Here is a 26,159-nt window from a genome sequence, read left to right on the forward strand (position 1 = left end):
CCCCGCCAAGCGCAGCGCCAGCGGGGAGTGCGCCAGCTACTTCTGGCGTAGCAGCCGCAGGGCGTTGGCGGTGACCAGCACCGTGGCGCCGGTATCCGCCAGCACCGCCAGCCACAGTCCGGTCAGGCCGAGCAGCGTGGTGACCAGGAAAATCCCCTTCAGACCCAGCGCTATGGCGATGTTCTGCCGGATGTTGGCATGGGTGGCGCGAGCCAGCGAAATCATCTGCGCGAGGCCGGTTAAGCGGTTATGGGTTAACGCCGCATCGGCGGTCTCCAGCGCCACGTCGGTGCCGCTGCCCATCGCAATGCCGATGGTGGCCGCCTTCATCGCCGGCGCGTCGTTGATGCCGTCGCCGACCATCGCCAGCGGCGCTTCGGCGTTGAGCGCCATCACCGCCGTGACCTTATCGGCAGGCAGCAGCCCGGCGCGGAACGTCAGCCCCAGCTCGCCGGCGATGGCCGCCGCCGCGCGCGGGTTATCGCCGGTGAGGATCACCCCCTGTACGCCGAGCTGATGCAGCGCGTCCACCGCCTGGCGGGCGTCGTCGCGTAGGGTATCGCGCAGCGCCAGAATACCGAGCAGGAGATCCTCACGCAGCACCAGCACCACCGTCTGGCCGGCGCTCTCCAGCTGCTGGATCTGCTCTTCGTACCCTGCAGCCGTACCTTTACCCGCCGCGCAAATCAGCACCCGACGGCCTGCGACTTCGGCTTCTATGCCGGAACCGGCCAGCGCTCGCTGGCCGCTGGCGGCCGGGACGCTTAGCCCCCGCTGCTCCGCTTCGCGGACGATGGCCTGGGCCAGCGGATGGCTGGAGCCCTGCTCCACCGCGGCGGCCAGCGCCAGCAGGCCGTTCTCATCGAGGTCGGCGGTGACAATCGCCGCGCTTACGCGCGGCTGGCCGACGGTCAGGGTGCCGGTTTTATCAAAGGCGACCTGGCGAACCTGCCCGAGCTGTTCAAGCGCGGCGCCGCCCTTAATCAGCGCGCCGCGACGGGCCGCGACCGCCAGCCCGGAGGTGATTGCCGCCGGGGTGGAAATCACCAGCGCGCACGGACAGCCGATCAGCAGCAGCGTCAGCCCTTTGTAGATCCACGGCAGCCAGGCGCCGGCAAAAAACAGCGGTGGTACGATGGCCACCAGCAGGGCGACGAGCATAATCGCCGGGGTATAAATACGGCTAAAGCGATCGATAAAGCGCTCAATGGGCGCCCGGCGCTCTTCGGCTTCCTCAATCAGCTTGAGGATACGATCGATCGCGCTGTCGCCGGGTTCGGAGATAACCGTCAGCTGCACCAGACGGTCGACGCTGGTGGCGCCTGCCGCCACCCGTTCGCCGGAGCTGCGTTCCACCGGGACCGATTCGCCGGTTAGCGCGCTCTCATCGAAGCTGGCAAACGGCGTCATCAGCCGGCCATCGGCGGGCAGGCGCCCGCCGGCGGCGACCTCAATCAGATCGCCGGGGCGCAGGTCGCGCTGGGCGACGGTTTCCCGTACGCCGTCGCGGACCCGCGTGGCGGTATCGGGTTTGAGGGCCATAAGCGCGCTGACGCCCTGGCGAGCGCGGCTGGCGGCCCAGCCTTCAAGGCGTTCGCCGATCAGGAACAGCAGCAGCACCATCGCGGCTTCGGCGGTGGCGCCGATAAACAGCGCCCCGATGGCGGCGACGCTCATCAGCGTTTCAATGGCGAACCAGCTGCCGCTTTTGATCAGCCGCAGCGCCTGGCGCGCGACCGGCCACAGGCCAACGAGGGTGGTGGCGACGAAGGCCAGCTCGCCGAAGGGGTGGTTAAACTGCTCCAGCCCCCCGCTCAGGACCATCATCAGCACCAGGGTTATCAGCGGCAGATTCTCCCGCAGCCTGGAGGTCTCCTGCTGCGGAGCATCTTCATCGCGCAGCGTATAGCCCGCCGCACGTACCGCGCTTTCCACCTGCGGGCGGATATCGCTCCCGGCGTTCACCAGCAGCTTTTCCGTGGCAAACAGCACCTGCACCTGGCTGACGCCCGGCACCTGGCGTACGGCATTCTCCACCTTGCGGGCGCAGGCGGCGCAGTCCATGCCGTCGACCAGCCAGCTGTAGCGCGCGGTTTCCAGGGGTTCCTCGCGGGTTTGCGCCGTGCAGGAAGAGTCCGTACAGCAGTCTGTCCGGCTGTGCGGCAGCGGGTTTTAATGTGAATGACGAGAACTGCGGGACCTTTTTATCCTGAGCTTCTGGAGTCGACATGAGACCCTCCGGGTAATGATAATTTTCTCATTGCCCAGAGGATACACTTTGGAGTCGACTCCAGAGTCAAGCGTTAAATTAGAGGTACAGCGCGCGCACGATCAGGAAGTGCCCGGCGAAGTAGAACGCGGCGGCAATTGCGTTATCGGCGCGGAAGCGGCGGCGATAGTGGCTGACCAGCCAGACAATATTGCCCAGCAGCAGGAAGGCGGCGCCGATAAAGCCGGAGAGCGCGGTATCGGTCGGGCGCACGAACCACAGCTCGCCCGCCAGCCAGACCATCACCAGCGTCATGCCGATAAAGGTGAAGACCGGCAGACGCATCTCTTCCAGCCGGCTCCAGATAATTGCCAGCAGCAGCGCGCCAACGACCAGCAGCACCAGCGGCAGCGGCCAGAAAAATGACAGCGTCATCTGGCTGGCGAACCAGATGGTATAGAGCAGATGCGAAAGGAAAAATGCGCCGACGGCGTACATCACCCGCTGACGCGGCAGCAGGGTCAGCGCGTCGCCGAGCAGCGAGGCGCACAGGCCGGCCAGCACCAGATAGCTGATGGCGTTGAACATCGGCGCCTGCCAGGCAAGGAGCAGCAGCAGAATCAGCGTGACGGGTTTAAACAACCAGCGTTGCCAGGTTGGTCCACGATAGGACGCATCGACGTAAAGCCATGCGGAAAAACAGACAGCAATAAACGACCAAAGCATAGTGAGTCCCTGTATCTGTTATCGCTATACCCGCCGCCTTGCGGGCCGCAACCCGAAATGCATAGGGTATAAGTAGTTGTACTGATGGTACTAAAACTCAGTGTAGTGGCTCGGGCGGGCAGATGACAACGTTAATCAAGGCGCGGTATGCTGATTCCTGAGAATTCCTGGGAGTAAGACGAATGGGCAAAATGCCGCTGTTTTTTATTATTGTCGTGGCCATCATTGTGATAGCGGCATCGGTTCGCTACGCGCAGCAGCGACGGGAAAGCAGGGACAACGACGCCGCGCCGCTGCTGCAAAGGCAGGTGGTGGTCAGCAACAAGCGGGAAAGAGTGATTAACGATCGCCGCTCGCGCCAGCAAACCGTCGCTCCGGCCGGCAGCGAGATGCGCTATGACGTCAGCTTCAGGCCGGAAACCGGCGGGCTCGAAGTCAGCTTTCGTCTCGAAGAGGCGCAGTATCATGCGCTTAGCGTCGGCGACAGGGGAGTGCTGAGTTACAGAGGCTCAAGGTTCGTCGCGTTTACGCCAGATCCCTGAGCCTGCCGCCCTCACTTCTTACGCAGGGTAGCCTTGAGCTTTTTCTGCCAGGCGACCAGCTCGAACACGCCGAAGATAAAAATGCGCACCTGCTCGCCGCGGCCCAGCGGCGGCGCATCTTTCGGCTGAGTGGCCTTCAGCAGCGTAAGCTGCAGGCCGTGCATCAGGATCATAAAGATCAGCGCGACGTTGACGAAAATATTCAGCGGCTTAGGGAAAGGCTGAAACAGGTTTAAGAGCAAAAACGCCCATACGCACAGCATCAGCGCCCGGCCCAGATTAATCAGCATTCTTTTCTCCTTGTGCCTCTCGTTGATAGAGGCGGTAGGCGACCTGTCCGGCCACTTTCTCACGATACAGGTGCCAGCCTGCCGGTACCGGCGGTAGCCCATTTTCGACTTCGCTCTCGACGTAGATCAGCGCCTCGTCGGCGAGCCAGCCGTTGTTCTCCAGCAGCCGCAGCGTCTCTTCCAGCAGCCCTTTGCGAAAAGGCGGATCGACGAACGCTATCTGGTGCGGCGTGCCGGGCTGATTAAGCCAGGTCAGGGTATTGGCGTTGACCACCGTGCCGTTGCCGGCTTTCAGGGTCGCCAGGTTTTTCTGCAGCTGTTGGGCAACGCCGCGCTCCATCTCCAGCAGCGTAGCGCTGCCCGCGTAGCGGGAGAGCGCCTCCAGCCCCAGCGCGCCGCTGCCGGCAAAGCAGTCCAGGCAGCGCGCGTCGACCATAGACGGCGCCAGCCAGTTAAAAAGGGTTTCACGAACCCGGTCGGTGGTCGGGCGCAGGCCCGGGCTCTCCGGCACCGGTAGCTTTCGGCCCCGCCACTGTCCGCCGATAATGCGGATCTGGCCGCTGCCTGCGTGGTTTGGTTTCTTCATCTCTCTGCTCAAGTCTCAACTTCCAGCCTGCTATTCTAGCGATCGAAGACGGATGACGAAACCTTAATCCGGGGGCGGTGATGCGCGTTAAGTTAAGTGATAGACTATCCGACTAATTTCATTATTTTTCAGCTTCCGCGACCGAATATGCCGAAGCTGTGCCATGAATAATCAGCGAGGAGTGTAGTCGCAAATGGCGAAAGAGAAAAAACGTGGCTTCTTTTCCTGGCTGGGCTTTGGACAAAAAGAGCAGGCGCCGGAAACGGAAGTTGAACAAAAAGTAGAAGGGCTGCAGGACGCTGCGGAGCAGGCTCCTGCCGCGGAAGCGCCGGCTGAGGCCGAAACGGAGCGCGCCCCGGCGCCGGAGAAGGCGGACCCGGAGGCCTTTGCCGCTGAGGTGGTTGAGGTTAGCGAACAGGTTGTCGAAAGCGAGCTGCCGCATTCGCCGGCGGTGGCAGAAACCGCCGTTGAAGAGATTGCGCAGCCGGCCGTCGCGATAGACGCTGCGCCGGCCGTTGGCGAAGCGGAAGAAGAACTTGCCGCCGAGCCGGCTGTCGTAGAGCCGGAAGCTGCACCGGTCGTCGTCGAAGAAGCGCCGGTAGAAGAGCCGCTGGTGGAAGAGGTGATTGCTCAGCCGGCGGTTGCCGAAGCGCTTGTTGAACAGCTGCCGGAAGAGATTATCGCCCAACCGCAGGCTGCCGTCGTTGAAGAGGCGCTGATTGAGGACGAACCTGCGCTGTCGGACGACGAGCTGGAAGAGGCGCTGGCGGCAGAAGCTGAGGAGCAGAGCGAGCCGCAGGACGCCGCTCAGATCGAGCAGGAGAAGCCGACGAAAGAAGGTTTCTTCGCCCGACTCAAGCGCAGCCTGGTTAAAACCAAACAGAACCTCGGTTCCGGATTTATCAGTCTGTTCCGCGGCAAAAAAATAGATGATGATCTCTTTGACGAGCTGGAAGAGCAGCTGCTGATCGCCGACGTGGGCGTGGAAACGACGCGTAAGATTATTAGCCACCTTACCGAAGGGGCCAGCCGCAAGCAGCTCCGCGATGCCGAAGCGCTGTATGGCCTGCTGAAAGAAGAGATGGGCGATATTCTGGCTAAGGTTGACGAGCCGCTGAACGTTGAAGGGAAAACGCCGTTTGTTATTCTGATGGTTGGCGTTAACGGCGTGGGTAAAACCACCACCATCGGCAAGCTGGCGCGTCAGTTTGAGCAGCAGGGCAAATCGGTCATGCTGGCCGCGGGGGATACCTTCCGTGCCGCCGCGGTCGAGCAGCTGCAGGTCTGGGGTCAGCGGAATAATATCCCGGTGGTTGCGCAGCATACCGGCGCGGACTCGGCTTCGGTTATTTTCGACGCCATTCAGGCCGCCAAGGCGCGCAACGTTGACGTCCTGATTGCCGATACGGCGGGCCGTCTGCAGAATAAATCGCACCTGATGGAAGAATTGAAGAAAATCGTCCGCGTGATGAAGAAGCTGGATGAAAATGCGCCGCATGAAGTGATGCTGACAATTGACGCCAGCACCGGGCAGAACGCGATTAGCCAGGCCAAACTGTTCCATGAGGCCGTTGGCCTGACCGGCATCACGCTGACCAAGCTGGACGGCACCGCGAAAGGTGGAGTTATCTTCTCGGTCGCTGACCAGTTCGGCATTCCGATTCGCTATATTGGCGTTGGTGAACGTATTGAGGATCTACGTCCGTTTAACGCGGGCGACTTTATTGAGGCACTTTTTGCCCGAGAGGATTAATAATGATTCGCTTTGAACAAGTCAGCAAAGCCTATCTCGGTGGGAGACAAGCGCTGCAGGGGGTGAACTTCCACCTGCAGTCGGGCGAGATGGCGTTCCTGACCGGCCACTCCGGCGCGGGGAAAAGTACCCTGCTCAAGCTTATCTGCGGCATCGAGCGGCCGAGCGCCGGCAAAATTTTGTTCGGCGGCCACGATATCAGCCGCCTGAAGAGCCGGGAGGTGCCGTTTTTGCGCCGCCAGATCGGCATGATTTTCCAGGATCACCACCTGCTGATGGATCGCACCGTGTTTGACAACGTGGCGATCCCGCTGATTATTGCCGGCGCCAGTGGCGACGATATTCGCCGCCGGGTATCGGCCGCGCTGGATAAAGTCGGGCTGCTGGACAAAGCGAAAAACCTTCCGATCCAACTCTCCGGCGGCGAGCAGCAGCGCGTGGGCATCGCCCGGGCGGTGGTGAACAAGCCGGCGGTGCTGCTGGCGGATGAACCGACCGGTAACCTCGATGAGGCGCTCTCGGAGGGGATTTTACGTCTGTTTGAAGAGTTTAACCGCGTAGGGGTCACGGTTCTGATGGCGACGCACGACCTGGGGCTGATCTCCAGTCGTTCGTATCGCATGCTGACCCTGAGCGACGGACATATGCACGGAGGCCACTGGGGTGAATAAGCGCGACGCAATAAACCACATTCGCCAGTTTGGCAGCCGATTTGATCGCATCCGCAATGCCACAGGGGCAGGCGGCGGGCGCAATGCGCCGAAGCGGCCGAAAGCGGCGCCGAATCCGGCTTCCCGGAAAAGTAACGTTTTCAATGAGCAGGTGCGCTACGCATGGCACGGCGCGGTTCAGGATCTGAAAGGCACGCCGCTGGCCACCTTCCTGACCATCATGGTTATCGCCATTTCGCTGACGCTGCCGAGCGTGTGCTACATGGTGTACAAAAACGTTAACAGCGCGGCGTCGCAGTACTATCCATCGCCGCAGATCACCGTTTATCTGGAGAAGACGCTGGACGATGACGCCGCGGCGCGGGTGGTCGGGCAGCTGCAGGCCGAGCAGGGCGTGGAGAAGGTCAACTATCTGTCGCGGGATGAAGCCTTAGGCGAGTTCCGCAACTGGTCCGGCTTTGGCGGCGCGCTGGATATGCTGGAAGAGAACCCGCTGCCGGCGGTGGCGATTGTCGTGCCGAAGCTGGATTTCCAGGGAACCGACTCGCTCAACACCCTGCGCGATCGGATTAAGCACATTCAGGGCATCGACGAAGTCCGTATGGATGACAGCTGGTTTGCGCGCCTCTCTTCGCTGACCGGGCTGGTTGGCCGCGTCTCGGCGCTGATCGGCGTGCTGATGGTGGCCGCCGTGTTCCTGGTGATCGGCAACAGCGTGCGCCTGAGCATCTTTGCCCGCCGCGACACCATCAACGTGCAGAAGCTGATTGGCGCGACCGACGGTTTTATCCTGCGTCCGTTCCTCTACGGCGGCGCGCTGCTGGGCTTCTGCGGTGCGTTCCTGTCGCTGATCCTGTCGGAGATTATGGTGATGCGCCTGTCATCGGCGGTCACGGAGGTGGCGAAGGTGTTCGGTACCCAGTTTGAGCTCAGCGGCCTCGGCTTCGACGAGTGTCTGCTGATGCTGATCGTCTGCTCGATGATCGGCTGGGTCGCGGCCTGGCTGGCGACGGTGCAACATTTACGTCACTTTACTCCCGATTAAAAATTTTCTGGTATAATCTTTCCCTGCACTGACTGAATGTCTCTCTGCAGGGAAAGAGTCCCTGTTGTCTCTTCCCTACGCTTCATCTCCATGTCACATTTTGTGCGTAATGTATTCACACCGTTGCATGGAACTTGTGGATAAAATCACTGTCTGATACTAATGTGGGTGATATTCTCGTTGCTCATAAACGCTGGCATGTTTGTTGCCCGGCTGTCTAAGCGGGAACTGTCGCGCCAGACGATATCGATTGAGAGGATTTGAATGACCAAAGATATGCAAACTTTAGCCTTAGCCCCCGTTGGTAACCTGGAATCCTATATCCGGGCTGCGAACACATGGCCGATGTTATCGGCCGATGAAGAGCGGGAGCTTGCTGAAAAGCTGCATTACCAGGGCGATCTGGAAGCAGCGAAAAGGCTGATCCTGTCTCACCTGCGCTTTGTTGTTCATATTGCTCGTAACTACTCGGGCTATGGCCTGCCGCAGGCGGATCTGATTCAGGAAGGCAACATTGGCCTGATGAAAGCCGTACGCCGTTTTAATCCGGAAGTCGGCGTGCGCCTGGTCTCCTTTGCCGTGCACTGGATTAAGGCCGAAATTCACGAATACGTTCTGCGTAACTGGCGTATTGTGAAAGTCGCGACCACCAAAGCCCAGCGTAAGCTGTTCTTTAACCTGCGTAAAACCAAGCAGCGTCTGGGCTGGTTTAACCAGGATGAAGTCGAAATGGTGGCCCGCGAGCTGGGCGTGTCGAGCAAAGACGTGCGTGAGATGGAATCGCGTATGGCGGCGCAGGACATGACCTTCGACATGTCGTCGGACGATGAGTCCGATAGCCAGCCGATGGCGCCGGTGCTCTATCTGCAGGATAAAACGTCCAACTTTGCCGACGGCATTGAAGACGATAACTGGGAAGAGCAGGCGGCAAACAGGCTGACCGACGCGATGCAGGGCCTGGACGAGCGTAGCCAGGATATCATTCGCGCCCGCTGGCTGGACGAAGACAACAAGTCCACGCTGCAGGAGCTGGCGGATCGCTACGGCGTTTCGGCCGAGCGCGTGCGCCAGCTTGAAAAGAACGCCATGAAGAAACTACGTACCGCCATCGAAGCATAAATCCGATCGGCGCCAAAAGAAGCCCTCGCTGTCCCGGCGGGGGCTTTTTGTTTTTTATCCCTCCACGCTTCTGCCATATTAATTTCTTCTTCCGCTGGGCTTGAATGCCGGGCAGGCGCTATTGTTTTTAGAGAGGCATGGCTTACTCAATTCATGAAGGGAGAAGGCGGGTGAAAAATAACGATCTTAATCAGCGTCGCCAGCAGGCGACGCCGCGCGGCGTGGGCGTGATGTGCGATTTCTACGCGCAAAAGGCCGAGAACGCCACGCTGTGGGATATCGAAGGCCGGGAGTTTATCGATTTCGCGGCGGGAATTGCGGTGCTCAATACCGGGCACCGGCATCCCAAAGTTGTCGCCGCGGTGGCCTCGCAGCTGGAGGCCTTTACCCATACGGCTTATCAGATTGTCCCCTACGCCAGCTACGTCACGCTGGCGGAACGCATTAACGCTTTGGTTCCGCTCTCCGGCGCCGTGAAAACGGCCTTCTTCTCCACCGGCGCGGAAGCGGTGGAGAATGCGGTCAAAATTGCCCGCGCCTGGACCCGCCGCCCGGGAATCATCACCTTTGGCGGCGCTTTCCACGGCCGAACCTACATGACGATGGCGCTGACCGGTAAGGTCGCTCCCTATAAAATCGGCTTCGGTCCGTTCCCGGGCTCCGTTTTCCACGCTCAGTACCCTAATCCGCTGCACGGCGTCAGCAGCGAAGAGGCGATAAAAAGCCTCGAACGCCTCTTCAAAACCGATATCGCCGCGGATCAGGTGGCGGCCATCGTTATTGAGCCGGTGCAGGGCGAGGGCGGGTTTAACGTTGCGCCTGCCGGGTTTATGCAGGCGCTGCGCGCGCTGTGCGATACCCACGGCATCCTGCTGATTGCGGATGAGGTGCAGTCCGGCTTTGGGCGAACCGGCAAGCTGTTTGCGATGGAGCACCATAGCGTGCAGCCAGACCTGATAACCATGGCGAAAAGCCTGGCGGGCGGGATGCCGCTGTCGGCGGTTGCCGGGCGGGCGGAGGTGATGGATGCCCCGGCGCCGGGCGGTCTCGGCGGAACCTACGCCGGGAACCCGCTGGCGATTGCCGCCGCGCACGCGGTGCTGGACGTGATCGCCGAAGAGCAGCTTTGCCAGCGGGCAAACGAGCTCGGCCACCATCTGGTGGAAGTCCTTGAGCAGGCTAAAGCGACGTGCCCGCAAATTGCCGACGTCCGCGGGCGGGGGTCGATGGTTGCGGTCGAGTTTTTCGATCCGCAAACCGGCGAGCCGTCGAGCGCGTTCGCCCAAGCCGTCCAGCAGCGCGCGCTGGCCGAAGGGCTGCTGCTGCTGACCTGCGGCGTTTACGGCAACGTCATCCGCTTCCTCTACCCGCTGACCATCCCCGATGGGCAATTCCGCCAGGCGCTGACGATTATTCAGCGCGCGCTGGCCGCATAGCCTCACATCTCGCCACTCTGCGGAGTGGCGCTCTGCTTCAGTCACATAACTGTTACATAACCTAAAAAATTGTTGTTTCAAATTCTGAAAAATGGCATATGTTCTAGCATAGTGTGCTGCAAAGGCGCGAGCGGCAGACCTTAATCTAGCTATCATATGCTTTTCTTATGTGATTAATTAGAATAATGCGCTAAAAAACAACATCACAACAAATGCAAAAAACCATAATAGTGGGGAGCTTCAGGATGAATATGAAGGGTAAAGCGTTACTGGCAGGATGTATCGCCTTGATCATGAGCAACGCAGCGCTGGCGGAAGATATCAAAATTGCCGTAGTGGGAGCGATGTCTGGCCCGGTGGCGCAGTATGGCGATCAGGAGTTTACCGGCGCTGAGCAGGCGGTTACCGATATTAACGCGAAGGGCGGTATCAAAGGCAATAAGCTGCAAATCGTAAAATATGACGACGCCTGCGACCCGAAACAGGCGGTAGCGGTGGCCAACAAGGTCGTCAACGACGGCATTAAGTACGTGATCGGCCACTTATGCTCCTCTTCTACCCAGCCGGCGTCCGATATCTATGAAGACGAAGGCATTCTGATGATCACCCCGGCCGCGACGGCGCCGGAGCTGACCGCGCGCGGATATAAAATGATTCTGCGCACCACCGGCCTCGATTCTGACCAGGGCCCGACGGCGGCGAAATATATCATCGATAAAGTTAAACCTCAGCGTATCGCGATCGTGCATGACAAGCAGCAATATGGCGAAGGCCTGGCGCGTGCGGTGCAGGATGGCCTGAAAAAAGGCGGCGCTAACGTCGTGTTCTTTGACGGTATTACCGCCGGTGAGAAAGATTTCTCCACGCTGGTGGCGCGCCTGAAGAAAGAGAATATCGACTTCGTCTACTACGGCGGCTATCACCCGGAGATGGGGCAGATTCTGCGTCAATCGCGCGCGGCTGGCCTGAAAACGCAGTTTATGGGACCGGAAGGCGTAGCGAACGTTTCCCTGTCTAACATTGCCGGTCAGTCCGCTGAAGGCATGCTGGTAACCAAACCGAAGAACTACGACCAGGTGCCGGCGAACAAACCGATCGTTGACGCAATCAAAGCGAAAAAACAGGATCCGAGCGGCGCGTTTGTCTGGACCACCTACGCGGCGATCCAATCGCTGCAGGCCGGCCTGAACCAGTCTGAAGACCCGGCGGCCATTGCGAAATACCTGAAGGCAAACTCCGTTGATACCGTGATGGGGCCGCTGTCATGGGACGAGAAGGGCGACCTGAAAGGCTTCGAGTTCGGCGTGTTTACCTGGCATGCGGATGGTACCGCGACCGACGCCAAATAATTTAACCTTCACCTTTCACGCTACAGGTGCGCTGGCTGCGCTCCTCAACCCCGGTCACTTACTCATGTAAGCTCCCGGGGATTTCAGAGCTTGCCGCCTGCCTGTAGCGCGAAATTCTCGGTTAAATAAATTGTCAATTTGTAGGCCGGATAAGAGAAAAATCCTGGTTAAATGAATGGTCAATTTACGGCCTGGAAAAGAGGGGGTTATGGGTGAAATGAAGAGTGATATCGTTGCCTGGATAAAGGTCATGCTGAATAAGCTGCAGTAATCATCGCCAGGATAAGGCGTGATATGCCGCTATCCGGGATTCTCCCGCTGCGTTTTTAATGCTTTTCCCAACCGCCGTCATGGGTGCTGAAGCCCAGGGCCTGCATAAACGCTGACATGACGCGCGGGTCTTCAATGCCGCTATCCGCCATCCGCCAGCGCGCGATTTGGGGATTTCTTTGCAGCACCTCTTCCAGCAGATACTGCCCGACGCCGCGACGACGGGTGACTTCTCGTACGCACAGCGCGCTCAGTTCGCCCTCGGCGCCGTCTAAGGTCACGCAAACGGCGGCCAGCAGGCGCTCGTTAAAGCGGGCGGCGTAAATGGCGTGGCTTTCATCTACGGGGACTCCGGCCAGATCGCGCGATGGCCAGATTTTCCCTAAATCGATGCGATCCTGATCGCTGAAGTGCGTTAAACGAATAATGGTCAGTTTCATGCGCGGCAAGTCCAGTCAAAACGGATGCGCCAGTGTACCCAAAATTACTCCCCCGCGGAGCGCTGTTTTTTGCGCATTCATCAGGCGATTCGTTCTCCTGGTTAAGTCAGGGTAGCGCAATACGTTATGGATCGAAAAATAAGCAGAGTTTTAACCTAAAATGCAGCGTTTTATTCCGCCATATGTATCGTTATTTTATGCTGGAAATGGGACTTTTTTTGTTTATCTTCCGGTGAATACAGAATATTATCTTTGCTTAATCGCCTGAAAAATAGAGATTTTAATCTGGTTTCAGGTAAAAAGCTGCGCTAAACCATTAAAGATCATGGTAAAACTAGCGTTGTTTAATAAAAGCACAGAATGCTTTTTAACCATAAAAATACAAAATATTTACACCAAATCACGAACGGGGTTCTGAAGCATGAAAAGGAATGCGAAAACAATCATTGCGGGATTAGTCGCACTGACCATGTCGCACGCGGTAATCGCCAAAGAGATAAAAGTCGCCGTCGTTGGCGCGATGTCTGGCCCGGTAGCGCAATGGGGCGACATGGAGTTCAACGGCGCGCGTCAGGCAATTAAAGATATTAACGCGCAGGGCGGGATTAAGGGCGATAAGCTGGTTGGCGTAGAGTATGACGACGCCTGCGACCCTAAACAGGCCGTCGCGGTGGCGAACAAAATCGTTAACGAAGGGATTAAATACGTTATCGGCCACCTCTGCTCCTCCTCAACGCAGCCGGCCTCCGACATCTACGAAGATGAAGGCATTCTGATGATCTCTCCGGGGGCCACTAACCCCGAGCTGACCCAGCGCGGCTATCAGTACATCATGCGCACCGCCGGTCTCGACTCCGCGCAGGGGCCGACCGCCGCAAAATATATTCTGGAAAAGGTGAAACCGCAGCGTATTGCTATCATTCATGACAAGCAGCAGTACGGTGAAGGCCTGGCGCGTTCGGTCCAGGAGAGCCTGAAAAAAGGCAACGCCAACATCGTCTTCTTCGACGGAATCACCGCCGGTGAGAAAGACTTCTCCGCGCTACTGTCCCGCCTGCAGAAAGAGAATATTGATTTCGTTTACTACGGCGGCTATTACCCGGAAATGGGCCAGATGCTGCGTCAGGCGCGGGCTAACGGCCTGAAAACCGTCTTTATGGGTCCTGAGGGCGTGGGCAATGCCTCGCTGTCCAATATCGCAGGCGCCGCGGCGGAAGGCATGCTGGTGACAATGCCGAAACGCTATGACCAGGATCCGGCAAACGGCGCTATCGTAAATGCGCTGAAGGCGGAGAAAAAAGATCCGAGCGGGCCGTACGTCTGGATTACCTACGCTGCCGTGCAGTCCTTAGCGCAGGCGATGGACAGAAGCAGCAGCCAGGAGCCGCTGGACTTAATCAAAGATCTGAAAGCTCACGGCGCGAAAACCGTGATTGGGCCGCTGAATTGGGACGAAAAAGGCGATTTGAAGGGATTTGAGTTCGGTGTCTTCCAGTGGCATGCGGATGGGTCATCCTCGGCCGCAAAATAAGACAACCACTCGTCATGGTTTGAGCCGCGGATGCGTCGCCGACGCTTATCCGCCCCGGAGACTCCCGGGGAGGGGAAAGTTTGCCGTCCGTCCGCCGCTCGAGTCGTTGAGAGTGGGATTCAACATCCCGCCTTGTCGGGTTTAGAAAGGTTACCTTATGTCCGAGCAGTTTCTCTACTTTCTGCAGCAGATGTTTAACGGCGTCACGCTGGGCAGTACCTATGCGCTGATCGCCATCGGTTACACGATGGTATACGGCATTATTGGCATGATTAACTTCGCCCACGGCGAGGTGTATATGATCGGCAGCTACGTCTCCTTCATGATCATCGCCGCGCTGATGATGATGGGCATCGACACCGGCTGGCTGCTGGTCGCCGCCGGATTCGTCGGGGCGATCATTATTGCCAGCGCCTATGGCTGGAGCATTGAACGCGTGGCCTATCGGCCGGTGCGCAGCTCTAAACGCCTGATTGCGCTGATTTCCGCCATCGGGATGTCAATCTTCCTGCAAAACTACGTCAGCCTGACGGAAGGGTCGCGCGACGTGGCGCTGCCGAGCCTGTTTAACGGCCAGTGGACGGTGGGCAGCAGCGAAAACTTCTCTGCCACGATCACCACCATGCAGCTGGTGATTTGGATCGTCACCTTTGTGGCGATGCTGGCGCTGACGCTGTTTATTCGCTATTCGCGCATGGGCCGCGCCTGCCGCGCCTGCGCGGAAGACCTGAAAATGGCCAGCCTGCTGGGAATTAACACCGATCGCGTTATTGCCCTGACCTTTGTTATCGGCGCCGCGATGGCGGCGGTCGCCGGGGTGCTGCTCGGTCAGTTCTACGGCGTTATCAACCCCTATATCGGCTTTATGGCCGGGATGAAAGCATTTACCGCCGCGGTACTGGGCGGCATCGGCAGCATTCCTGGCGCGATGATCGGCGGCCTGATTCTGGGCATCGCCGAGGCGCTCTCCTCCGCCTACCTCAGCACCGAATATAAAGACGTGGTCTCCTTCGCGCTGCTGATTCTGGTGCTGTTAGTGATGCCTACCGGCATCCTGGGTCGCCCGGAGGTTGAGAAAGTATGAAACCGATGCATATTGCAATGGCGCTGCTCTCCGCGGCGATGTTCTTTATTCTGGCCGGCGTCTTTATGGGCGTGCAGCTGGAGCTTAACGGCACCAGGCTGGTGGTGGATACCGCGGCGGATATCCGCTGGCAGTGGATCTTCATCGGCACGGCGGTGGTGTTCTTCTTCCAGCTGATGCGCCCGCTGTTCCAGAAAACCCTGAAAAACGTCTCCGGGCCGAAGTTTATTCTGCCGGCCATCGACGGGTCGACGGTAAAGCAGAAGCTGTTCCTGGTGGCGCTGCTGGTTATCGCCGTCGCGTGGCCGTTTATGGTGTCGCGCGGCACGGTGGATATCGCCACCCTGACCATGATTTACATCATTCTCGGTCTGGGGCTGAATGTGGTGGTTGGGCTCTCCGGCCTGCTGGTGCTCGGCTATGGCGGTTTCTACGCTATCGGCGCCTACACCTTCGCGCTGCTGAACCACTATTACGGCCTCGGCTTCTGGACCTGCCTGCCGCTGGCGGGGCTGGTCTCGGCCGCCGCGGGCTTCCTGCTGGGCTTCCCGGTGCTGCGCCTGCGCGGCGACTATCTGGCGATTGTGACCCTCGGCTTCGGCGAAATCGTGCGTATTTTGCTGCTCAATAACACCGAAGTGACCGGCGGCCCGAACGGCATCAGCCAGATCCCTAAGCCGACGCTGTTTGGCCTCGAGTTTAGCCGCAGCGCGCGCGAAGGGGGTTGGGATACCTTCAGCAACTTCTTTGGCGTCAAATACGACCCCAGCGATCGGGTGATTTTCCTCTACCTGGTGGCGCTGCTGCTGGTGGTCCTCTCGCTGTTCGTGATTAACCGCCTGCTGCGCATGCCGCTGGGCCGCGCGTGGGAAGCGCTGCGTGAAGATGAGATTGCCTGCCGTTCTCTGGGCCTCAATCCGACGCGCATCAAGCTGACCGCCTTTACCATCAGCGCCGCGTTTGCCGGTTTCGCCGGGACGCTGTTTGCCGCCCGCCAGGGCTTCGTCAGCCCGGAATCCTTTACCTTCGCCGAGTCGGCCTTCGTGCTGGCCATCGTCGTGCTGGGCGGAATGGGCTCGCAGTTCGCGGTGATTCTGGCCGCTATTTTACTGGTGGTATCGCGCGAGCTGATGCGTGATTTCAACGAATACAGCATGCTGATGCTGGGTGGTCTGATGGTACTGATGATGATCTGGCGTCCGCAGGGTCTGCTGCCGATGACGCGCCCGCAGCTGAAGCTGAAAAAAGGTCAGGCCAAAGGAGAGCAGGCATGAGTCAGCCATTATTATCCGTAAGCGGCCTGATGATGCGCTTTGGCGGCCTGCTGGCGGTCAACAATGTGTCGCTGGAGCTGCGCCCGCAGGAAATTGTTTCGCTGATCGGCCCTAACGGCGCCGGGAAGACCACGGTGTTTAACTGCCTCACCGGTTTCTATAAGCCGACCGGCGGTTCGATTATGCTGCGCGACCAGCACCTGGAAGGGCTGCCGGGCCAGCAGATTGCCCGCATGGGCGTCGTGCGTACCTTCCAGCACGTGCGCCTGTTCCGTGAAATGACGGTGATTGAAAACCTGCTGGTGGCCCAGCATCAGCAGCTGAAAACCGGCGTCTTCTCCGGGCTGCTGAAAACGCCGACCTTCCGCCGCGCGCAGAGCGAAGCGCTGGATCGCGCCGCCGCCTGGCTCGAACGTATCGGCCTGCTGGAGCAGGCTAACCGCCAGGCCAGCAACCTCGCCTACGGCGACCAGCGGCGGCTGGAGATTGCCCGCTGCATGGTGACGCAGCCGGAAATCCTGATGCTGGATGAACCCGCTGCGGGTCTGAACCCCAAAGAGACCAAGGAGCTCGACGAGCTGATCGCCGAGCTGCGCAGTCATCACAACACCACCATCCTGCTGATTGAACACGATATGAAGCTGGTGATGGGCATTTCCGATCGCATTTACGTGGTAAACCAGGGCACGCCGCTGGCCAACGGAACGCCGGAAGAGATCCGCAACAACCCGGACGTGATCCGCGCATACCTTGGTGAGGCATAAGCATGGGAAAAGTGATGTTATCTTTTGACAACGTAAGCGCCCACTACGGCAAGATTCAGGCGCTGCATAACGTCAGCCTGCATATCAATCAGGGGGAGATTGTGACCCTGATTGGCGCCAACGGCGCGGGTAAAACCACGCTGCTCGGCACCCTGTGCGGCGACCCGCGCGCCAGCAGCGGGAAGGTGGTGTTTGACGGTAAGGATATTACCGACTGGCAGACCGCGAAAATCATGCGCGAAGCGGTGGCGATTGTTCCGGAAGGGCGCCGCGTCTTTTCACGTATGACGGTCGAAGAGAACCTCGCGATGGGCGGCTTTTTTGCCGACCGTGACCAGTTCCAGACCCGCATTAAGTGGGTATACGAACTGTTCCCGCGTCTGCTTGAGCGCCGCATTCAGCGCGCGGGCACCATGTCCGGCGGCGAACAGCAGATGCTGGCGATTGGCCGCGCGCTGATGAGCCAGCCGCGCCTGCTGCTGCTTGATGAACCTTCGCTGGGCCTGGCGCCGATTATTATCCAGCAGATTTTCAACACCATCGAACAGCTGCGCGAGCAGGGGATGACCATTTTCCTTGTGGAGCAGAACGCCAACCAGGCGCTGAAGCTTGCCGATCGCGGCTACGTGCTCGAGAACGGCCACGTGGTGCTTGAAGATACGGGCGACGCCCTGCTGGCTAACGAGGCGGTGCGTAGCGCCTACCTGGGAGGCTAATCTCCTCGCTCTTATTCCCGGCCGCCCGGCCGGGATATCCCTCAGCCAGAACGGCGCCGGCCGGGGATCGTATCCTTGACGTGTCGCAGCTCCCACTTTCCAGTCTCCGATCTTTCATCGTCTTGCCATCTCCCTGACGCCTTACTATCTTTTTTTTGTAATAAAAGAGTTATTTTTCTGTAATTCGAGCATGTCATGTTACCCCCGCGAACATCAAACGCGTGAAATCGCGCATCTGGAACAACAAGAGAGATAACCGATGATATCGTTACGACATACGGCTTTAGGACTGGCGCTTAGCCTGGCATTTGCCGGCCAGGCCCTCGCAGTAACTACCATTCCGTTCTGGCACTCAATGGAAGGGGAGCTGGGTAAAGAAGTTGATTCTCTGGCGCAACGTTTCAACGCGGCCAATCCGGATTACAAAATTACGCCGGTGTACAAAGGTAACTACGAGCAGAGCCTGAGCGCCGGTATCGCCGCATTCCGTACCGGCAACGCCCCGGCGATCCTCCAGGTTTATGAAGTCGGCACCGCGACGATGATGGCGTCCAAAGCCATCAAGCCGGTGTATCAGGTCTTCACCGATGCGGGCATTAAGTTTGATGAATCGCAGTTCGTACCGACCGTTTCCGGCTACTACACCGATTCTAAAACCGGCCACCTCCTCTCTCAGCCGTTTAACAGCTCGACTCCGGTGCTGTACTACAACAAAGACGCCTTCAAAAAAGCCGGCTTAGATCCGGAGCAGCCGCCAAAAACCTGGCAGGATCTGGCCGCCTATACCGCGAAGCTGAAGGCGGCCGGCATGAAGTGCGGCTACGCCAGCGGCTGGCAGGGCTGGATTCAGATTGAGAACTTCAGCGCCTGGCACGGTCTGCCGGTGGCTACCAAAAACAACGGCTTCGACGGTACCGACGCGGTTCTGGAGTTCAACAAGCCGGAGCAGGTGAAGCATATCACCATGCTGGAAGCGATGAACAAGAAGGGCGACTTCAGCTACTTCGGGCGTAAAGACGAGTCCACCGAGAAGTTCTATAACGGCGACTGCGCGATTACCACCGCCTCCTCCGGTTCGCTGGCCGATATCCGCCAGTACGCCAAATTCAACTACGGCGTCGGCATGATGCCGTACGATGCCGACGTTAAGGGCGCGCCGCAGAACGCCATTATCGGCGGGGCGAGCCTGTGGGTGATGCAGGGGAAAGACAAAGAGACCTATACCGGGGTGGCGAAATTCCTCGAATTCCTCACAAAACCGGAAATCGCTGCGGAATGGCACCAGAAAACCGGCTATCTGCCGATCACCACCGCCGCTTACGATCTGACCCGTCAGCAGGGCTTCTATGACAAGAACCCCGGCGCCGATATCGCCACCCGCCAGATGCTGAACAAGCCGCCGCTGCCGTTCACCAAAGGCCTGCGCCTGGGCAATATGCCGCAGATCCGCACCGTTGTTGACGAGGAGCTGGAGAGCGTTTGGACCGGCAAGAAAACCCCGCAGCAGGCGCTGGATTCAGCGGTTGAGCGCGGTAACCAGCTGCTGCGTCGTTTCGAGCAGTCGACTAAGTCGTAACGTATTGATGCTGAGCGATTCAGGGCAGTAGGTCGAACCAACGTTCCCCGGCAGCGCCGCTGCTTGCCGGGGAACTTCTACCTTTGGCGATCGCCGAGAGCTGCGGATCATTTGGCATCATTGAGCAAAAGAGTAACCTCATGTCATCAACCCGTCCGGTATTCCGCTCGCGCTGGCTGCCCTACCTGCTGGTCGCGCCGCAGCTGATTATCACCATTATTTTCTTTATCTGGCCCGCCGGCGAAGCGCTGTGGTATTCGCTACAAAGCGTCGATCCCTTTGGCCTCTCCAGCCAGTTCGTCGGCCTGGATAACTTCGTCACCCTGTTCCACGACCCGTACTATCTGGACTCATTCTGGACCACCATCAAGTTCAGCTCGCTGGTAACGTTCAGCGGCCTGATCATCTCGCTGTTCTTTGCCGCGCTGGTCGACTATGTGGTGCGCGGCAGCCGCTTCTATCAAACGCTGATGCTGCTGCCCTACGCCGTCGCGCCCGCGGTCGCCGCGGTACTGTGGATTTTCCTCTTTAACCCGGGGCGCGGGCTGATCACCCACTTCCTCGCCGAGATGGGCTACGACTGGAACCACGCGCAGAACAGCGGCCAGGCGATGTTCCTCGTGGTCTTTGCGTCGGTATGGAAGCAAATTAGCTACAACTTCCTGTTTTTCTTCGCCGCGCTGCAGTCGATCCCGCGCTCGCTGGTGGAGGCCGCGGCAATTGACGGCGCCGGTCCGATCCGCCGCTTCTTCAAGCTGGCGCTGCCGCTGATTGCGCCGGTGAGCTTCTTCCTGCTGGTCGTCAACCTGGTTTACGCCTTCTTCGATACCTTCCCGGTTATCGATGCCGCCACCGCCGGAGGGCCGGTACAGGCGACGACGACGCTGATTTATAAGATCTATCGTGAAGGCTTTGCCGGGCTCGATCTCTCCGCCTCCGCCGCGCAGTCGGTGGTGCTGATGATGCTGGTGATCGTGCTGACGGTGGTTCAATTCCGCTATGTTGAACGTAAGGTGCGCTACCAATGATTGAGAACCGTCCCGGGCTGACGATTTTCAGCCACGTCATGCTGATTGCGGGTATTGCCGTCATTTTGTTCCCGCTGTACGTCGCCTTTGTCGCGGCAACGCTGGACAACAAGGCGGTCTTCGAAACGCCGATGACGCTGATCCCCGGCGGCCACCTGCTGGAAAATATGGCCACCATCTGGAAACAGGGCGTGGGGGTCAACAGCGCGCCGTTCTGGCTGATGATGCTCAACAGCTTCATCATGGCGTTCAGTATTACGGTGGGCAAAATCGTGGTGTCGATGCTGTCGGCGTTCGCCATCGTCTGGTTCCGCTTCCCGCTACGTAACCTGTTCTTCTGGATGATCTTTATCACCCTGATGCTGCCGGTTGAGGTGCGAATTTTCCCGACGGTGGAAGTGATTGCCAACCTGAAGATGCTCGATAGCTACGCCGGCTTAACGCTGCCGCTGATGGCCTCGGCAACCGCCACATTTCTGTTCCGCCAGTTCTTTATGACCCTGCCGGATGAGCTGATTGAAGCGGCGCGCATCGACGGCGCCTCGCCGATGCGCTTTTTCCGCGACATCGTGCTGCCGCTGTCGAAAACCAATCTGGCGGCGCTGTTTGTGATCACCTTTATCTACGGCTGGAACCAGTATCTGTGGCCGCTGCTGATTATTCAGGACGTCAATCTCGGCACCGCAGTCGCCGGTATCAAAGGCATGATCGCCACCGGCGAAGGCACCACGCAGTGGAACCAGGTGATGGCGGCGATGCTGCTGACGCTGATTCCCCCGGTTGTTATCGTTTTAGCCATGCAGCGTGCGTTTGTGCGTGGTTTAGTGGACAGTGAGAAGTAGGTTGTATCCCTTGATTGTTCGTGGCGTCGACGCTGAGCCGAAACCGCGTAATCAAGGCGGAGGATGATGGACATAGTGGGCCTATGTCCAAATCCGACAACGCAGAGTACGCGGTTTCGGCACGCGTCCCGAAGGGCTGGGGCCATTTTTGCCCGGTACCGCGTTACTCGCGTCTTATTTGGGCCCACCAAACTGCGACGCTTGCGCCTTGCCCCGAGCAAAAATAGCCGCCAGCGACGTTCATGAACAATCAAGGGATACAACCTTTTATGTCAGGTTTGAAACTACAGGCAGTAACCAAAAGCTGGGATGGCAAAACCCAGGTAATTCAGCCGCTGACGCTCGACGTCGCGGACGGGGAGTTTATCGTAATGGTCGGGCCTTCCGGCTGCGGCAAATCGACGCTGCTGCGGATGGTGGCCGGGCTTGAACGGGTGACCAGCGGCGATATCTGGATTAACCGCCAGCGCGTCACCGAGATGGAGCCGAAGGATCGCGGCATCGCGATGGTGTTCCAGAACTACGCCCTCTACCCGCATATGAGCGTGGAGGAGAATATGGCCTGGGGGCTGAAAATTCGCGGGATGGGCAAAAGCCTGATTGACGAGCGGGTGCAGGAAGCGGCGCGTATTCTGGAGCTCGATGGCCTGCTCAAGCGCCGCCCGCGCGAACTCTCCGGCGGCCAGCGCCAGCGCGTGGCGATGGGTCGCGCCATCGTTCGCGATCCGGCGGTATTCCTGTTTGATGAGCCGCTGTCGAACCTTGATGCCAAGCTGCGCGTGCAGATGCGCCTGGAGCTTCAGCAGCTGCACCGTCGGCTGAAAACCACCTCGCTGTACGTCACCCACGATCAGGTCGAGGCGATGACCCTTGCTCAGCGGGTGATGGTGATGAATAAAGGCGTCGCCGAGCAGATTGGCACGCCGGTGGAGGTTTACGAAAAGCCGGCCAGCCGCTTTGTGGCGAGCTTTATCGGCAGCCCGGCGATGAACCTGCTGGACGGCCGCATCAGCGATGACGGCAGCCGTTTTGAACTGGAAGGCGGCCTGCGCCTGCCGATCAATAGCGAGCATCGTCGCCACGCCGGGCGGAAGATGACCCTCGGTATCCGTCCGGAACATTTTGCCGCAGGCTCCGAGACGGAAGGCGGCGTACCGCTGGTGATGGATACGCTGGAAATTTTAGGTGCCGATAACCTTGCCCACGGGCGCTGGGGCGAGCAGAAGCTGGTCGTCAGGCTGCCGCATCAGCAGCGTCCGGCGGCGGGCAGCACGCTGTGGCTACATTTGCCGCAGGATCATCTGCACCTCTTTGATGGTGAAACAGGACAACGCGCATGAGTAACTGGCCTTACCCCCATATCGTCGCCCATCGCGGCGGCGGAAAGCTGGCGCCGGAGAATACCCTCGCCGCTATCGATACCGGCGCTCGCTTTGGTCATACCATGATCGAGTTCGACGCCAAGCTGTCGAAAGATGGGCAAATTTTTTTGCTGCATGACGATAACCTCGAGCGTACCAGCAACGGCTGGGGCGTGGCGGGCGAGCTGGCGTGGCATGAGCTGCTGAACGTCGATGCGGGAAGCTGGTACGGCAGCGAATTTAAAGGCGAACCGCTGCCGCTGCTCTCCGCCGTGGCGGAGCGTTGCCGTAAGCTGAACATGATGGCCAATATCGAAATTAAGCCAACCACCGGCACCGGCCCGCTGACCGGCAGGGTGGTGGCCTTAGCGGCCCGCGAGCTGTGGCACGACATGACCGCGCCGCTGCTCTCATCGTTTGAAATTGACGCCCTGGAAGCGGCGCAGCAGGCGGCGCCGGAGCTGCCGCGCGGGCTGCTGCTCGACGAGTGGCGTGAGGACTGGCGCGAACTGACCGCCCGCCTGGGCTGCGTGTCGATTCACCTCAATCATAAGCTGCTCGATGAAGAGCGGGTGGCGAGCCTGAAGGCCGCCGGCCTGCATATTCTGGTGTATACCGTTAATAAACCCCAGCGCGCCGCCGAGCTGCTGCGCTGGGGCGTCGACAGCATCTGTACCGATGCGATAGACGTCATCGGCCCCAACTTCCAGCCGTAATCTGCCGGCAGGCGGCCTCTACGGGGCCGCCCGTCGCGGCAGCATGCCGCCGCCGCTATTCGGCAGCACCTGCTGCTGCGAAGGATTCAAATTCCCGCTCTGCGATACGCGCTGCTGGCCGTTATTCAGCTGCGTCTGCAGATGCTGCTGCTGAACGCGCGTCTGGTTCTGGATATCCTGCTTCAGCATGTTCTGGTGCTGCTGCTGCTGAGTCTGCATCTGGTTTTGTATCCGCTGCTGGCTGGGGACGACATACCCCGGCTGGTTGGGATTGTTGGTGGTATTGAGCGGCTGTGCGATGACGGTCAACGGCATCAGCGCCGCCAGAAATAGTATTGCCTTCATTGTTCTCTCCTCCCGTGCGTGGGATCGCTTAAGTGTACCTCCTTTCTGGCATAACAATGATTTTTTAAGACTTATCAGCCAGGCTTATGCAGGGACAAAAACAGACTCAGGAGTATGGCAATGATAACAACAGCATTCTGGCGCCAGGCGGTCATCGCATTGCTGCTGGCGGGCGGGAGTTTTACCGTCGCCGCAAGCCCCGCCCCGCCTCCCGTATCCTACGGCGTTGAAGAGGACGTCTTTCATCCGGTTCGCGCCCGGCAGGGAATGGTGGCGTCGGTTGACGCGCTGGCCACCCGCGTGGGCGTGGATATTTTGCGCCAGGGAGGAAACGCCGTTGATGCGGCGGTTGCCGTGGGCTATGCGCTGGCGGTCACGCACCCGCAGGCGGGCAATATTGGCGGCGGCGGCTTTATGATGCTGCGCACCAAAGATGGCAAAACGACGGCCATTGATTTCCGCGAAATGGCGCCGGATCAGGCGACCCGCGATATGTTCCTTGATGACCAGGGCAACCCGGACAGTAAAAAGTCGCTGACCTCGCATCTCGCCTCCGGCACGCCGGGCAGCGTGGCCGGCTTCTCGCTGGCGCTGGAAAAATACGGCACCATGCCGCTGAACAAGGTGATTCGCCCGGCCATCAAGCTGGCCGAAGAGGGCTTTACGGTCAACGATGCGCTGGCGGACGACCTGAAAACCTACGGCAGCGAGGTGATCCCGAATCACGCCAACAGCCGGGCGATCTTCTGGAAAAACGGTGAGCCGCTGAAAAAGGGCGACAGGCTGGTGCAAAAGCAGTTGGGGAAAAGCCTGGATCTGATCGCCGAGCACGGACCGGACGCCTTTTATAAAGGGGCGATTGCCGATCAGATCGCCGATGAGATGCAAAAAAACGGCGGGCTGATCACCAAAGCGGACCTGGCGAATTACCGGGCGGTGGAGCGCACGCCGATAAGCGGCGACTACCGCGGCTACCAGGTGTTCTCGATGCCGCCGCCTTCCTCCGGGGGGATCCACATCGTGCAGATCCTCAATATCCTCGAAAACTTCGATATGCATAAGTTCGGCTTCGGCAGCGCGGACGCTATGCAGGTGATGGCGGAGGCGGAGAAGCGCGCCTATGCCGATCGCTCGGAGTATCTTGGCGACCCGGATTTTGTCAAGGTTCCGTGGCAGGCGCTGACCAGCAAGGACTACGCCAAATCGATAGCCGAACAGATCGATATTAACAAAGCGAAACCCTCCAGCCAGATCCGCCCGGGCAAGCTGGCGCCTTACGAGAGCAATCAGACCACCCACTTCTCGGTGGTGGATAAAGACGGCAATGCGGTGGCGGTGACCTACACGCTGAATACCACTTTTGGCACCGGCATTGTGGCGGGAAACTCCGGTATTTTGATGAATAATCAGATGGATGACTTCTCGGCCAAGCCCGGCGTGCCCAACGTCTACGGGCTGGTGGGCGGCGACGCCAACGCCGTCGGGCCGAAAAAACGCCCGCTGTCGTCAATGTCGCCGACGATTGTGGTCAAGGACGGTAAAACCTGGCTGGTCACCGGCAGCCCGGGCGGCAGCCGGATTATCACGACGGTGCTGCAGATGGTGGTGAACTCCATCGATTTTGGGATGAACGTCGCGGAAGCCACCAACGCGCCGCGCTTCCATCATCAGTGGCTGCCCGATGAGCTGCGGGTGGAGAAGGGCTTTAGCCCGGATACCCTGAAGCTGCTGACGGAAAGAGGGCAGAAGGTGGCGGTGAAAGAGGCGATGGGCAGCACGCAAAGCATCATGGTCGGCCCGGACGGCACGCTGTACGGCGCATCTGACCCGCGTTCGCCGGGTGATTTAACCGCCGGATACTAGGCTATTTTTAACCCTCTCCCCGAGCGGGAGAGGGTTGGGAAGGGCTACTCTTTCAGACGCGCCATAAAGAGGGCATCGACGTATTCGCCGTTGCGCAGCGCAAATTTACGCCCGGTACCTTCAACGCTAAAGCCGTATTTGCGGTAGACGGCAATGGCGGAGGCGTTATCAGCGAAGACCGTTAATTCAATGCGTTCGACGCGCAGCCAGTTATCGCACAGGTTTATCATCTCGCGCATCAGGGCGCTGCCGACGCCGCGTCCGTGAAAGGGCGCCGCCACGCTCATACCGAAGGTCGCGACGTGGCTGCGGCGCGGACGGGTTTCAACGCTCAGCATCAGGTGGCCGACGACCTGCTCGCCAATGCTGGCGACCAGATGGTGGCCGTTAGGCCGGGGCTGTAGCCGCTCCTGCCACATTTCCATCGCCGGATGAGGAAGCTGTAGCGTGTCGTGATAGACCTCCGGGTGCGCAGTCAGTCTGACGTAACGGTTCTGCATCGCGTGGTTCGGCGTGGCGTATCGCTATCTCACTCATTCCTCTTCTCCTTAGCGCCTGGATATCAGGCTTTATCCGCTCATTTGCTCCCTTTCAACATCCCTGACTTTAAAAAACGCGTCAAC

23 protein-coding genes and 2 pseudogenes are annotated in these 26,159 nt (G+C 59.2%); 18 read left to right on the forward strand and 7 right to left on the reverse strand.

Annotated features, from left to right (window positions below; genetic code table 11):
* Positions 1-36: 36 nt before the first annotated feature.
* Positions 37-2,230, reverse strand: a pseudogene (gene zntA / locus ABOC21_RS26935) (Zn(II)/Cd(II)/Pb(II) translocating P-type ATPase ZntA).
* A gap of 78 nt (positions 2,231-2,308) precedes the next feature.
* Entirely contained in the window at positions 2,309-2,935 is a 627-nt protein-coding gene (locus ABOC21_RS26940; RefSeq protein WP_426813906.1) for a lysoplasmalogenase, read from the reverse strand.
* 191 nt (positions 2,936-3,126) lie between these two features.
* Between ABOC21_RS26940 and ABOC21_RS26945 the strand changes: the two genes are divergently transcribed.
* Positions 3,127-3,477, forward strand: a complete 351-nt coding sequence (locus ABOC21_RS26945; protein ID WP_426813907.1) for a DUF2500 domain-containing protein — start codon at positions 3,127-3,129, stop codon at positions 3,475-3,477.
* Between the two features lie 11 nt (positions 3,478-3,488).
* Here ABOC21_RS26945 and ABOC21_RS26950 read toward each other — a convergent pair whose 3' ends face one another.
* Complete coding sequence (locus ABOC21_RS26950) at positions 3,489-3,767, reverse strand: DUF1145 family protein (protein WP_426813908.1); 279 nt, start codon at positions 3,765-3,767, stop codon at positions 3,489-3,491.
* Positions 3,757-4,353, reverse strand: a complete 597-nt coding sequence (gene rsmD, locus ABOC21_RS26955) for a 16S rRNA (guanine(966)-N(2))-methyltransferase (RefSeq protein WP_426813909.1) — start codon at positions 4,351-4,353, stop codon at positions 3,757-3,759. Before rsmD ends, ABOC21_RS26950 begins: the two co-directional genes overlap by 11 nt.
* Positions 4,354-4,546: 193 nt before the next feature.
* Between rsmD and ftsY the strand changes: the two genes are divergently transcribed.
* The 6 genes from ftsY (at position 4,547) to livJ (ending at position 11,726) form a co-directional block, all read left to right on the forward strand.
* Complete coding sequence (gene ftsY / locus ABOC21_RS26960; protein WP_426813910.1) at positions 4,547-6,106, forward strand: signal recognition particle-docking protein FtsY; 1,560 nt, start codon at positions 4,547-4,549, stop codon at positions 6,104-6,106.
* A 2-nt stretch (positions 6,107-6,108) separates the two neighbouring features.
* Entirely contained in the window at positions 6,109-6,777 is a 669-nt protein-coding gene (gene ftsE, locus ABOC21_RS26965) for a cell division ATP-binding protein FtsE (RefSeq protein WP_004868565.1), read from the forward strand.
* Complete coding sequence (gene ftsX / locus ABOC21_RS26970; RefSeq protein WP_426813911.1) at positions 6,770-7,822, forward strand: permease-like cell division protein FtsX; 1,053 nt, start codon at positions 6,770-6,772, stop codon at positions 7,820-7,822. Before ftsE ends, ftsX begins: the two co-directional genes overlap by 8 nt.
* Positions 7,823-8,086: 264 nt before the next feature.
* Positions 8,087-8,941, forward strand: a complete 855-nt coding sequence (gene rpoH, locus ABOC21_RS26975) for an RNA polymerase sigma factor RpoH (protein WP_426813912.1) — start codon at positions 8,087-8,089, stop codon at positions 8,939-8,941.
* Between the two features lie 170 nt (positions 8,942-9,111).
* Positions 9,112-10,377, forward strand: coding sequence for a 4-aminobutyrate--2-oxoglutarate transaminase (locus ABOC21_RS26980; RefSeq protein WP_426813913.1), 1,266 nt, complete (start codon positions 9,112-9,114; stop codon positions 10,375-10,377).
* A gap of 245 nt (positions 10,378-10,622) precedes the next feature.
* A complete protein-coding gene (gene livJ / locus ABOC21_RS26985; protein ID WP_426813914.1) occupies positions 10,623-11,726 on the forward strand; it encodes a branched chain amino acid ABC transporter substrate-binding protein LivJ in 1,104 nt (367 codons plus the stop codon).
* Between the two features lie 326 nt (positions 11,727-12,052).
* Here livJ and panM read toward each other — a convergent pair whose 3' ends face one another.
* Entirely contained in the window at positions 12,053-12,436 is a 384-nt protein-coding gene (gene panM, locus ABOC21_RS26990; RefSeq protein WP_426813915.1) for an aspartate 1-decarboxylase autocleavage activator PanM, read from the reverse strand.
* 421 nt (positions 12,437-12,857) lie between these two features.
* Here panM and livK point away from each other — a divergent pair, with 421 nt between their 5' ends.
* The 10 genes from livK (at position 12,858) to ugpQ (ending at position 23,328) form a co-directional block, all read left to right on the forward strand.
* Positions 12,858-13,967: a high-affinity branched-chain amino acid ABC transporter substrate-binding protein LivK gene (livK, locus tag ABOC21_RS26995; RefSeq protein ID WP_426813916.1), complete on the forward strand. Its 1,110-nt coding sequence runs from the start codon at positions 12,858-12,860 to the stop codon at positions 13,965-13,967.
* Positions 13,968-14,124: 157 nt separating this feature from the next.
* A complete protein-coding gene (gene livH, locus ABOC21_RS27000) occupies positions 14,125-15,051 on the forward strand; it encodes a high-affinity branched-chain amino acid ABC transporter permease LivH (RefSeq protein ID WP_426813917.1) in 927 nt (308 codons plus the stop codon).
* Positions 15,048-16,325 (forward strand): branched chain amino acid ABC transporter permease LivM, encoded by a 1,278-nt coding sequence (gene livM / locus ABOC21_RS27005; RefSeq protein ID WP_426813918.1) that lies wholly within the window; start codon positions 15,048-15,050, stop codon positions 16,323-16,325. Before livH ends, livM begins: the two co-directional genes overlap by 4 nt.
* Positions 16,322-17,089 carry a high-affinity branched-chain amino acid ABC transporter ATP-binding protein LivG gene (gene livG, locus ABOC21_RS27010; protein WP_041143048.1) on the forward strand — a complete coding sequence of 256 codons (768 nt, stop codon included), beginning with the start codon at positions 16,322-16,324 and terminating at the stop codon, positions 17,087-17,089. The genes livM and livG overlap by 4 nt, the downstream gene beginning before the upstream one ends.
* Positions 17,090-17,091: 2 nt before the next feature.
* Positions 17,092-17,805, forward strand: a complete 714-nt coding sequence (gene livF, locus ABOC21_RS27015) for a high-affinity branched-chain amino acid ABC transporter ATP-binding protein LivF (RefSeq protein ID WP_426813919.1) — start codon at positions 17,092-17,094, stop codon at positions 17,803-17,805.
* 259 nt (positions 17,806-18,064) lie between these two features.
* Positions 18,065-19,381 carry a sn-glycerol-3-phosphate ABC transporter substrate-binding protein UgpB gene (gene ugpB / locus ABOC21_RS27020; protein ID WP_426813920.1) on the forward strand — a complete coding sequence of 439 codons (1,317 nt, stop codon included), beginning with the start codon at positions 18,065-18,067 and terminating at the stop codon, positions 19,379-19,381.
* 140 nt (positions 19,382-19,521) lie between these two features.
* Positions 19,522-20,409 carry a sn-glycerol-3-phosphate ABC transporter permease UgpA gene (gene ugpA / locus ABOC21_RS27025; protein WP_426813921.1) on the forward strand — a complete coding sequence of 296 codons (888 nt, stop codon included), beginning with the start codon at positions 19,522-19,524 and terminating at the stop codon, positions 20,407-20,409.
* Positions 20,406-21,251, forward strand: coding sequence for a sn-glycerol-3-phosphate ABC transporter permease UgpE (gene ugpE / locus ABOC21_RS27030; RefSeq protein WP_426813922.1), 846 nt, complete (start codon positions 20,406-20,408; stop codon positions 21,249-21,251). Before ugpA ends, ugpE begins: the two co-directional genes overlap by 4 nt.
* Positions 21,252-21,520: 269 nt before the next feature.
* Entirely contained in the window at positions 21,521-22,591 is a 1,071-nt protein-coding gene (locus ABOC21_RS27035; protein ID WP_426813923.1) for a sn-glycerol-3-phosphate import ATP-binding protein UgpC, read from the forward strand.
* Positions 22,588-23,328, forward strand: a complete 741-nt coding sequence (ugpQ, locus tag ABOC21_RS27040) for a glycerophosphodiester phosphodiesterase (protein WP_426813924.1) — start codon at positions 22,588-22,590, stop codon at positions 23,326-23,328. Before ABOC21_RS27035 ends, ugpQ begins: the two co-directional genes overlap by 4 nt.
* A gap of 18 nt (positions 23,329-23,346) precedes the next feature.
* Here ugpQ and ABOC21_RS27045 read toward each other — a convergent pair whose 3' ends face one another.
* Complete coding sequence (locus ABOC21_RS27045) at positions 23,347-23,673, reverse strand: DUF2756 family protein (RefSeq protein WP_426813925.1); 327 nt, start codon at positions 23,671-23,673, stop codon at positions 23,347-23,349.
* Between the two features lie 120 nt (positions 23,674-23,793).
* Here ABOC21_RS27045 and ggt point away from each other — a divergent pair, with 120 nt between their 5' ends.
* Positions 23,794-25,536 (forward strand): gamma-glutamyltransferase, encoded by a 1,743-nt coding sequence (gene ggt, locus ABOC21_RS27050; protein WP_426813926.1) that lies wholly within the window; start codon positions 23,794-23,796, stop codon positions 25,534-25,536.
* Positions 25,537-25,580: 44 nt separating this feature from the next.
* Here ggt and yhhY read toward each other — a convergent pair.
* Positions 25,581-26,073: pseudogene (gene yhhY / locus ABOC21_RS27055) on the reverse strand (N-acetyltransferase).
* Positions 26,074-26,159 lie beyond the last annotated feature (86 nt).

The organism is Klebsiella sp. WOUb02 (assembly GCF_050058015.1).
Lineage (GTDB): Bacteria > Pseudomonadota > Gammaproteobacteria > Enterobacterales > Enterobacteriaceae > Klebsiella.

Bases quoted from the DNA above. Each gene is read 5' to 3' on its own strand.
- ugpE (WP_426813922.1), top strand. From the start codon at position 20,406: ATGATTGAGAACCGTCCCGGGCTGACGATTTTCAGCCACGTCATGCTG.
- livK (WP_426813916.1), top strand. From the start codon at position 12,858: ATGAAAAGGAATGCGAAAACAATCATTGCGGGATTAGTCGCACTGACC.
- ugpA (WP_426813921.1), top strand. From the start codon at position 19,522: ATGTCATCAACCCGTCCGGTATTCCGCTCGCGCTGGCTGCCCTACCTG.
- ABOC21_RS27045 (WP_426813925.1), bottom strand. From the start codon at position 23,673: ATGAAGGCAATACTATTTCTGGCGGCGCTGATGCCGTTGACCGTCATC.
- livJ (WP_426813914.1), top strand. From the start codon at position 10,623: ATGAATATGAAGGGTAAAGCGTTACTGGCAGGATGTATCGCCTTGATC.
- rpoH (WP_426813912.1), top strand. From the start codon at position 8,087: ATGACCAAAGATATGCAAACTTTAGCCTTAGCCCCCGTTGGTAACCTG.
- ugpQ (WP_426813924.1), top strand. From the start codon at position 22,588: ATGAGTAACTGGCCTTACCCCCATATCGTCGCCCATCGCGGCGGCGGA.
- ABOC21_RS26950 (WP_426813908.1), bottom strand. From the start codon at position 3,767: ATGCTGATTAATCTGGGCCGGGCGCTGATGCTGTGCGTATGGGCGTTT.
- ABOC21_RS27035 (WP_426813923.1), top strand. From the start codon at position 21,521: ATGTCAGGTTTGAAACTACAGGCAGTAACCAAAAGCTGGGATGGCAAA.
- ftsE (WP_004868565.1), top strand. From the start codon at position 6,109: ATGATTCGCTTTGAACAAGTCAGCAAAGCCTATCTCGGTGGGAGACAA.
- livM (WP_426813918.1), top strand. From the start codon at position 15,048: ATGAAACCGATGCATATTGCAATGGCGCTGCTCTCCGCGGCGATGTTC.
- livG (WP_041143048.1), top strand. From the start codon at position 16,322: ATGAGTCAGCCATTATTATCCGTAAGCGGCCTGATGATGCGCTTTGGC.
- rsmD (WP_426813909.1), bottom strand. From the start codon at position 4,353: ATGAAGAAACCAAACCACGCAGGCAGCGGCCAGATCCGCATTATCGGC.
- ugpB (WP_426813920.1), top strand. From the start codon at position 18,065: ATGATATCGTTACGACATACGGCTTTAGGACTGGCGCTTAGCCTGGCA.
- ABOC21_RS26945 (WP_426813907.1), top strand. From the start codon at position 3,127: ATGCCGCTGTTTTTTATTATTGTCGTGGCCATCATTGTGATAGCGGCA.
- ftsY (WP_426813910.1), top strand. From the start codon at position 4,547: ATGGCGAAAGAGAAAAAACGTGGCTTCTTTTCCTGGCTGGGCTTTGGA.
- panM (WP_426813915.1), bottom strand. From the start codon at position 12,436: ATGAAACTGACCATTATTCGTTTAACGCACTTCAGCGATCAGGATCGC.
- livH (WP_426813917.1), top strand. From the start codon at position 14,125: ATGTCCGAGCAGTTTCTCTACTTTCTGCAGCAGATGTTTAACGGCGTC.
- ABOC21_RS26940 (WP_426813906.1), bottom strand. From the start codon at position 2,935: ATGCTTTGGTCGTTTATTGCTGTCTGTTTTTCCGCATGGCTTTACGTC.
- livF (WP_426813919.1), top strand. From the start codon at position 17,092: ATGGGAAAAGTGATGTTATCTTTTGACAACGTAAGCGCCCACTACGGC.
- ggt (WP_426813926.1), top strand. From the start codon at position 23,794: ATGATAACAACAGCATTCTGGCGCCAGGCGGTCATCGCATTGCTGCTG.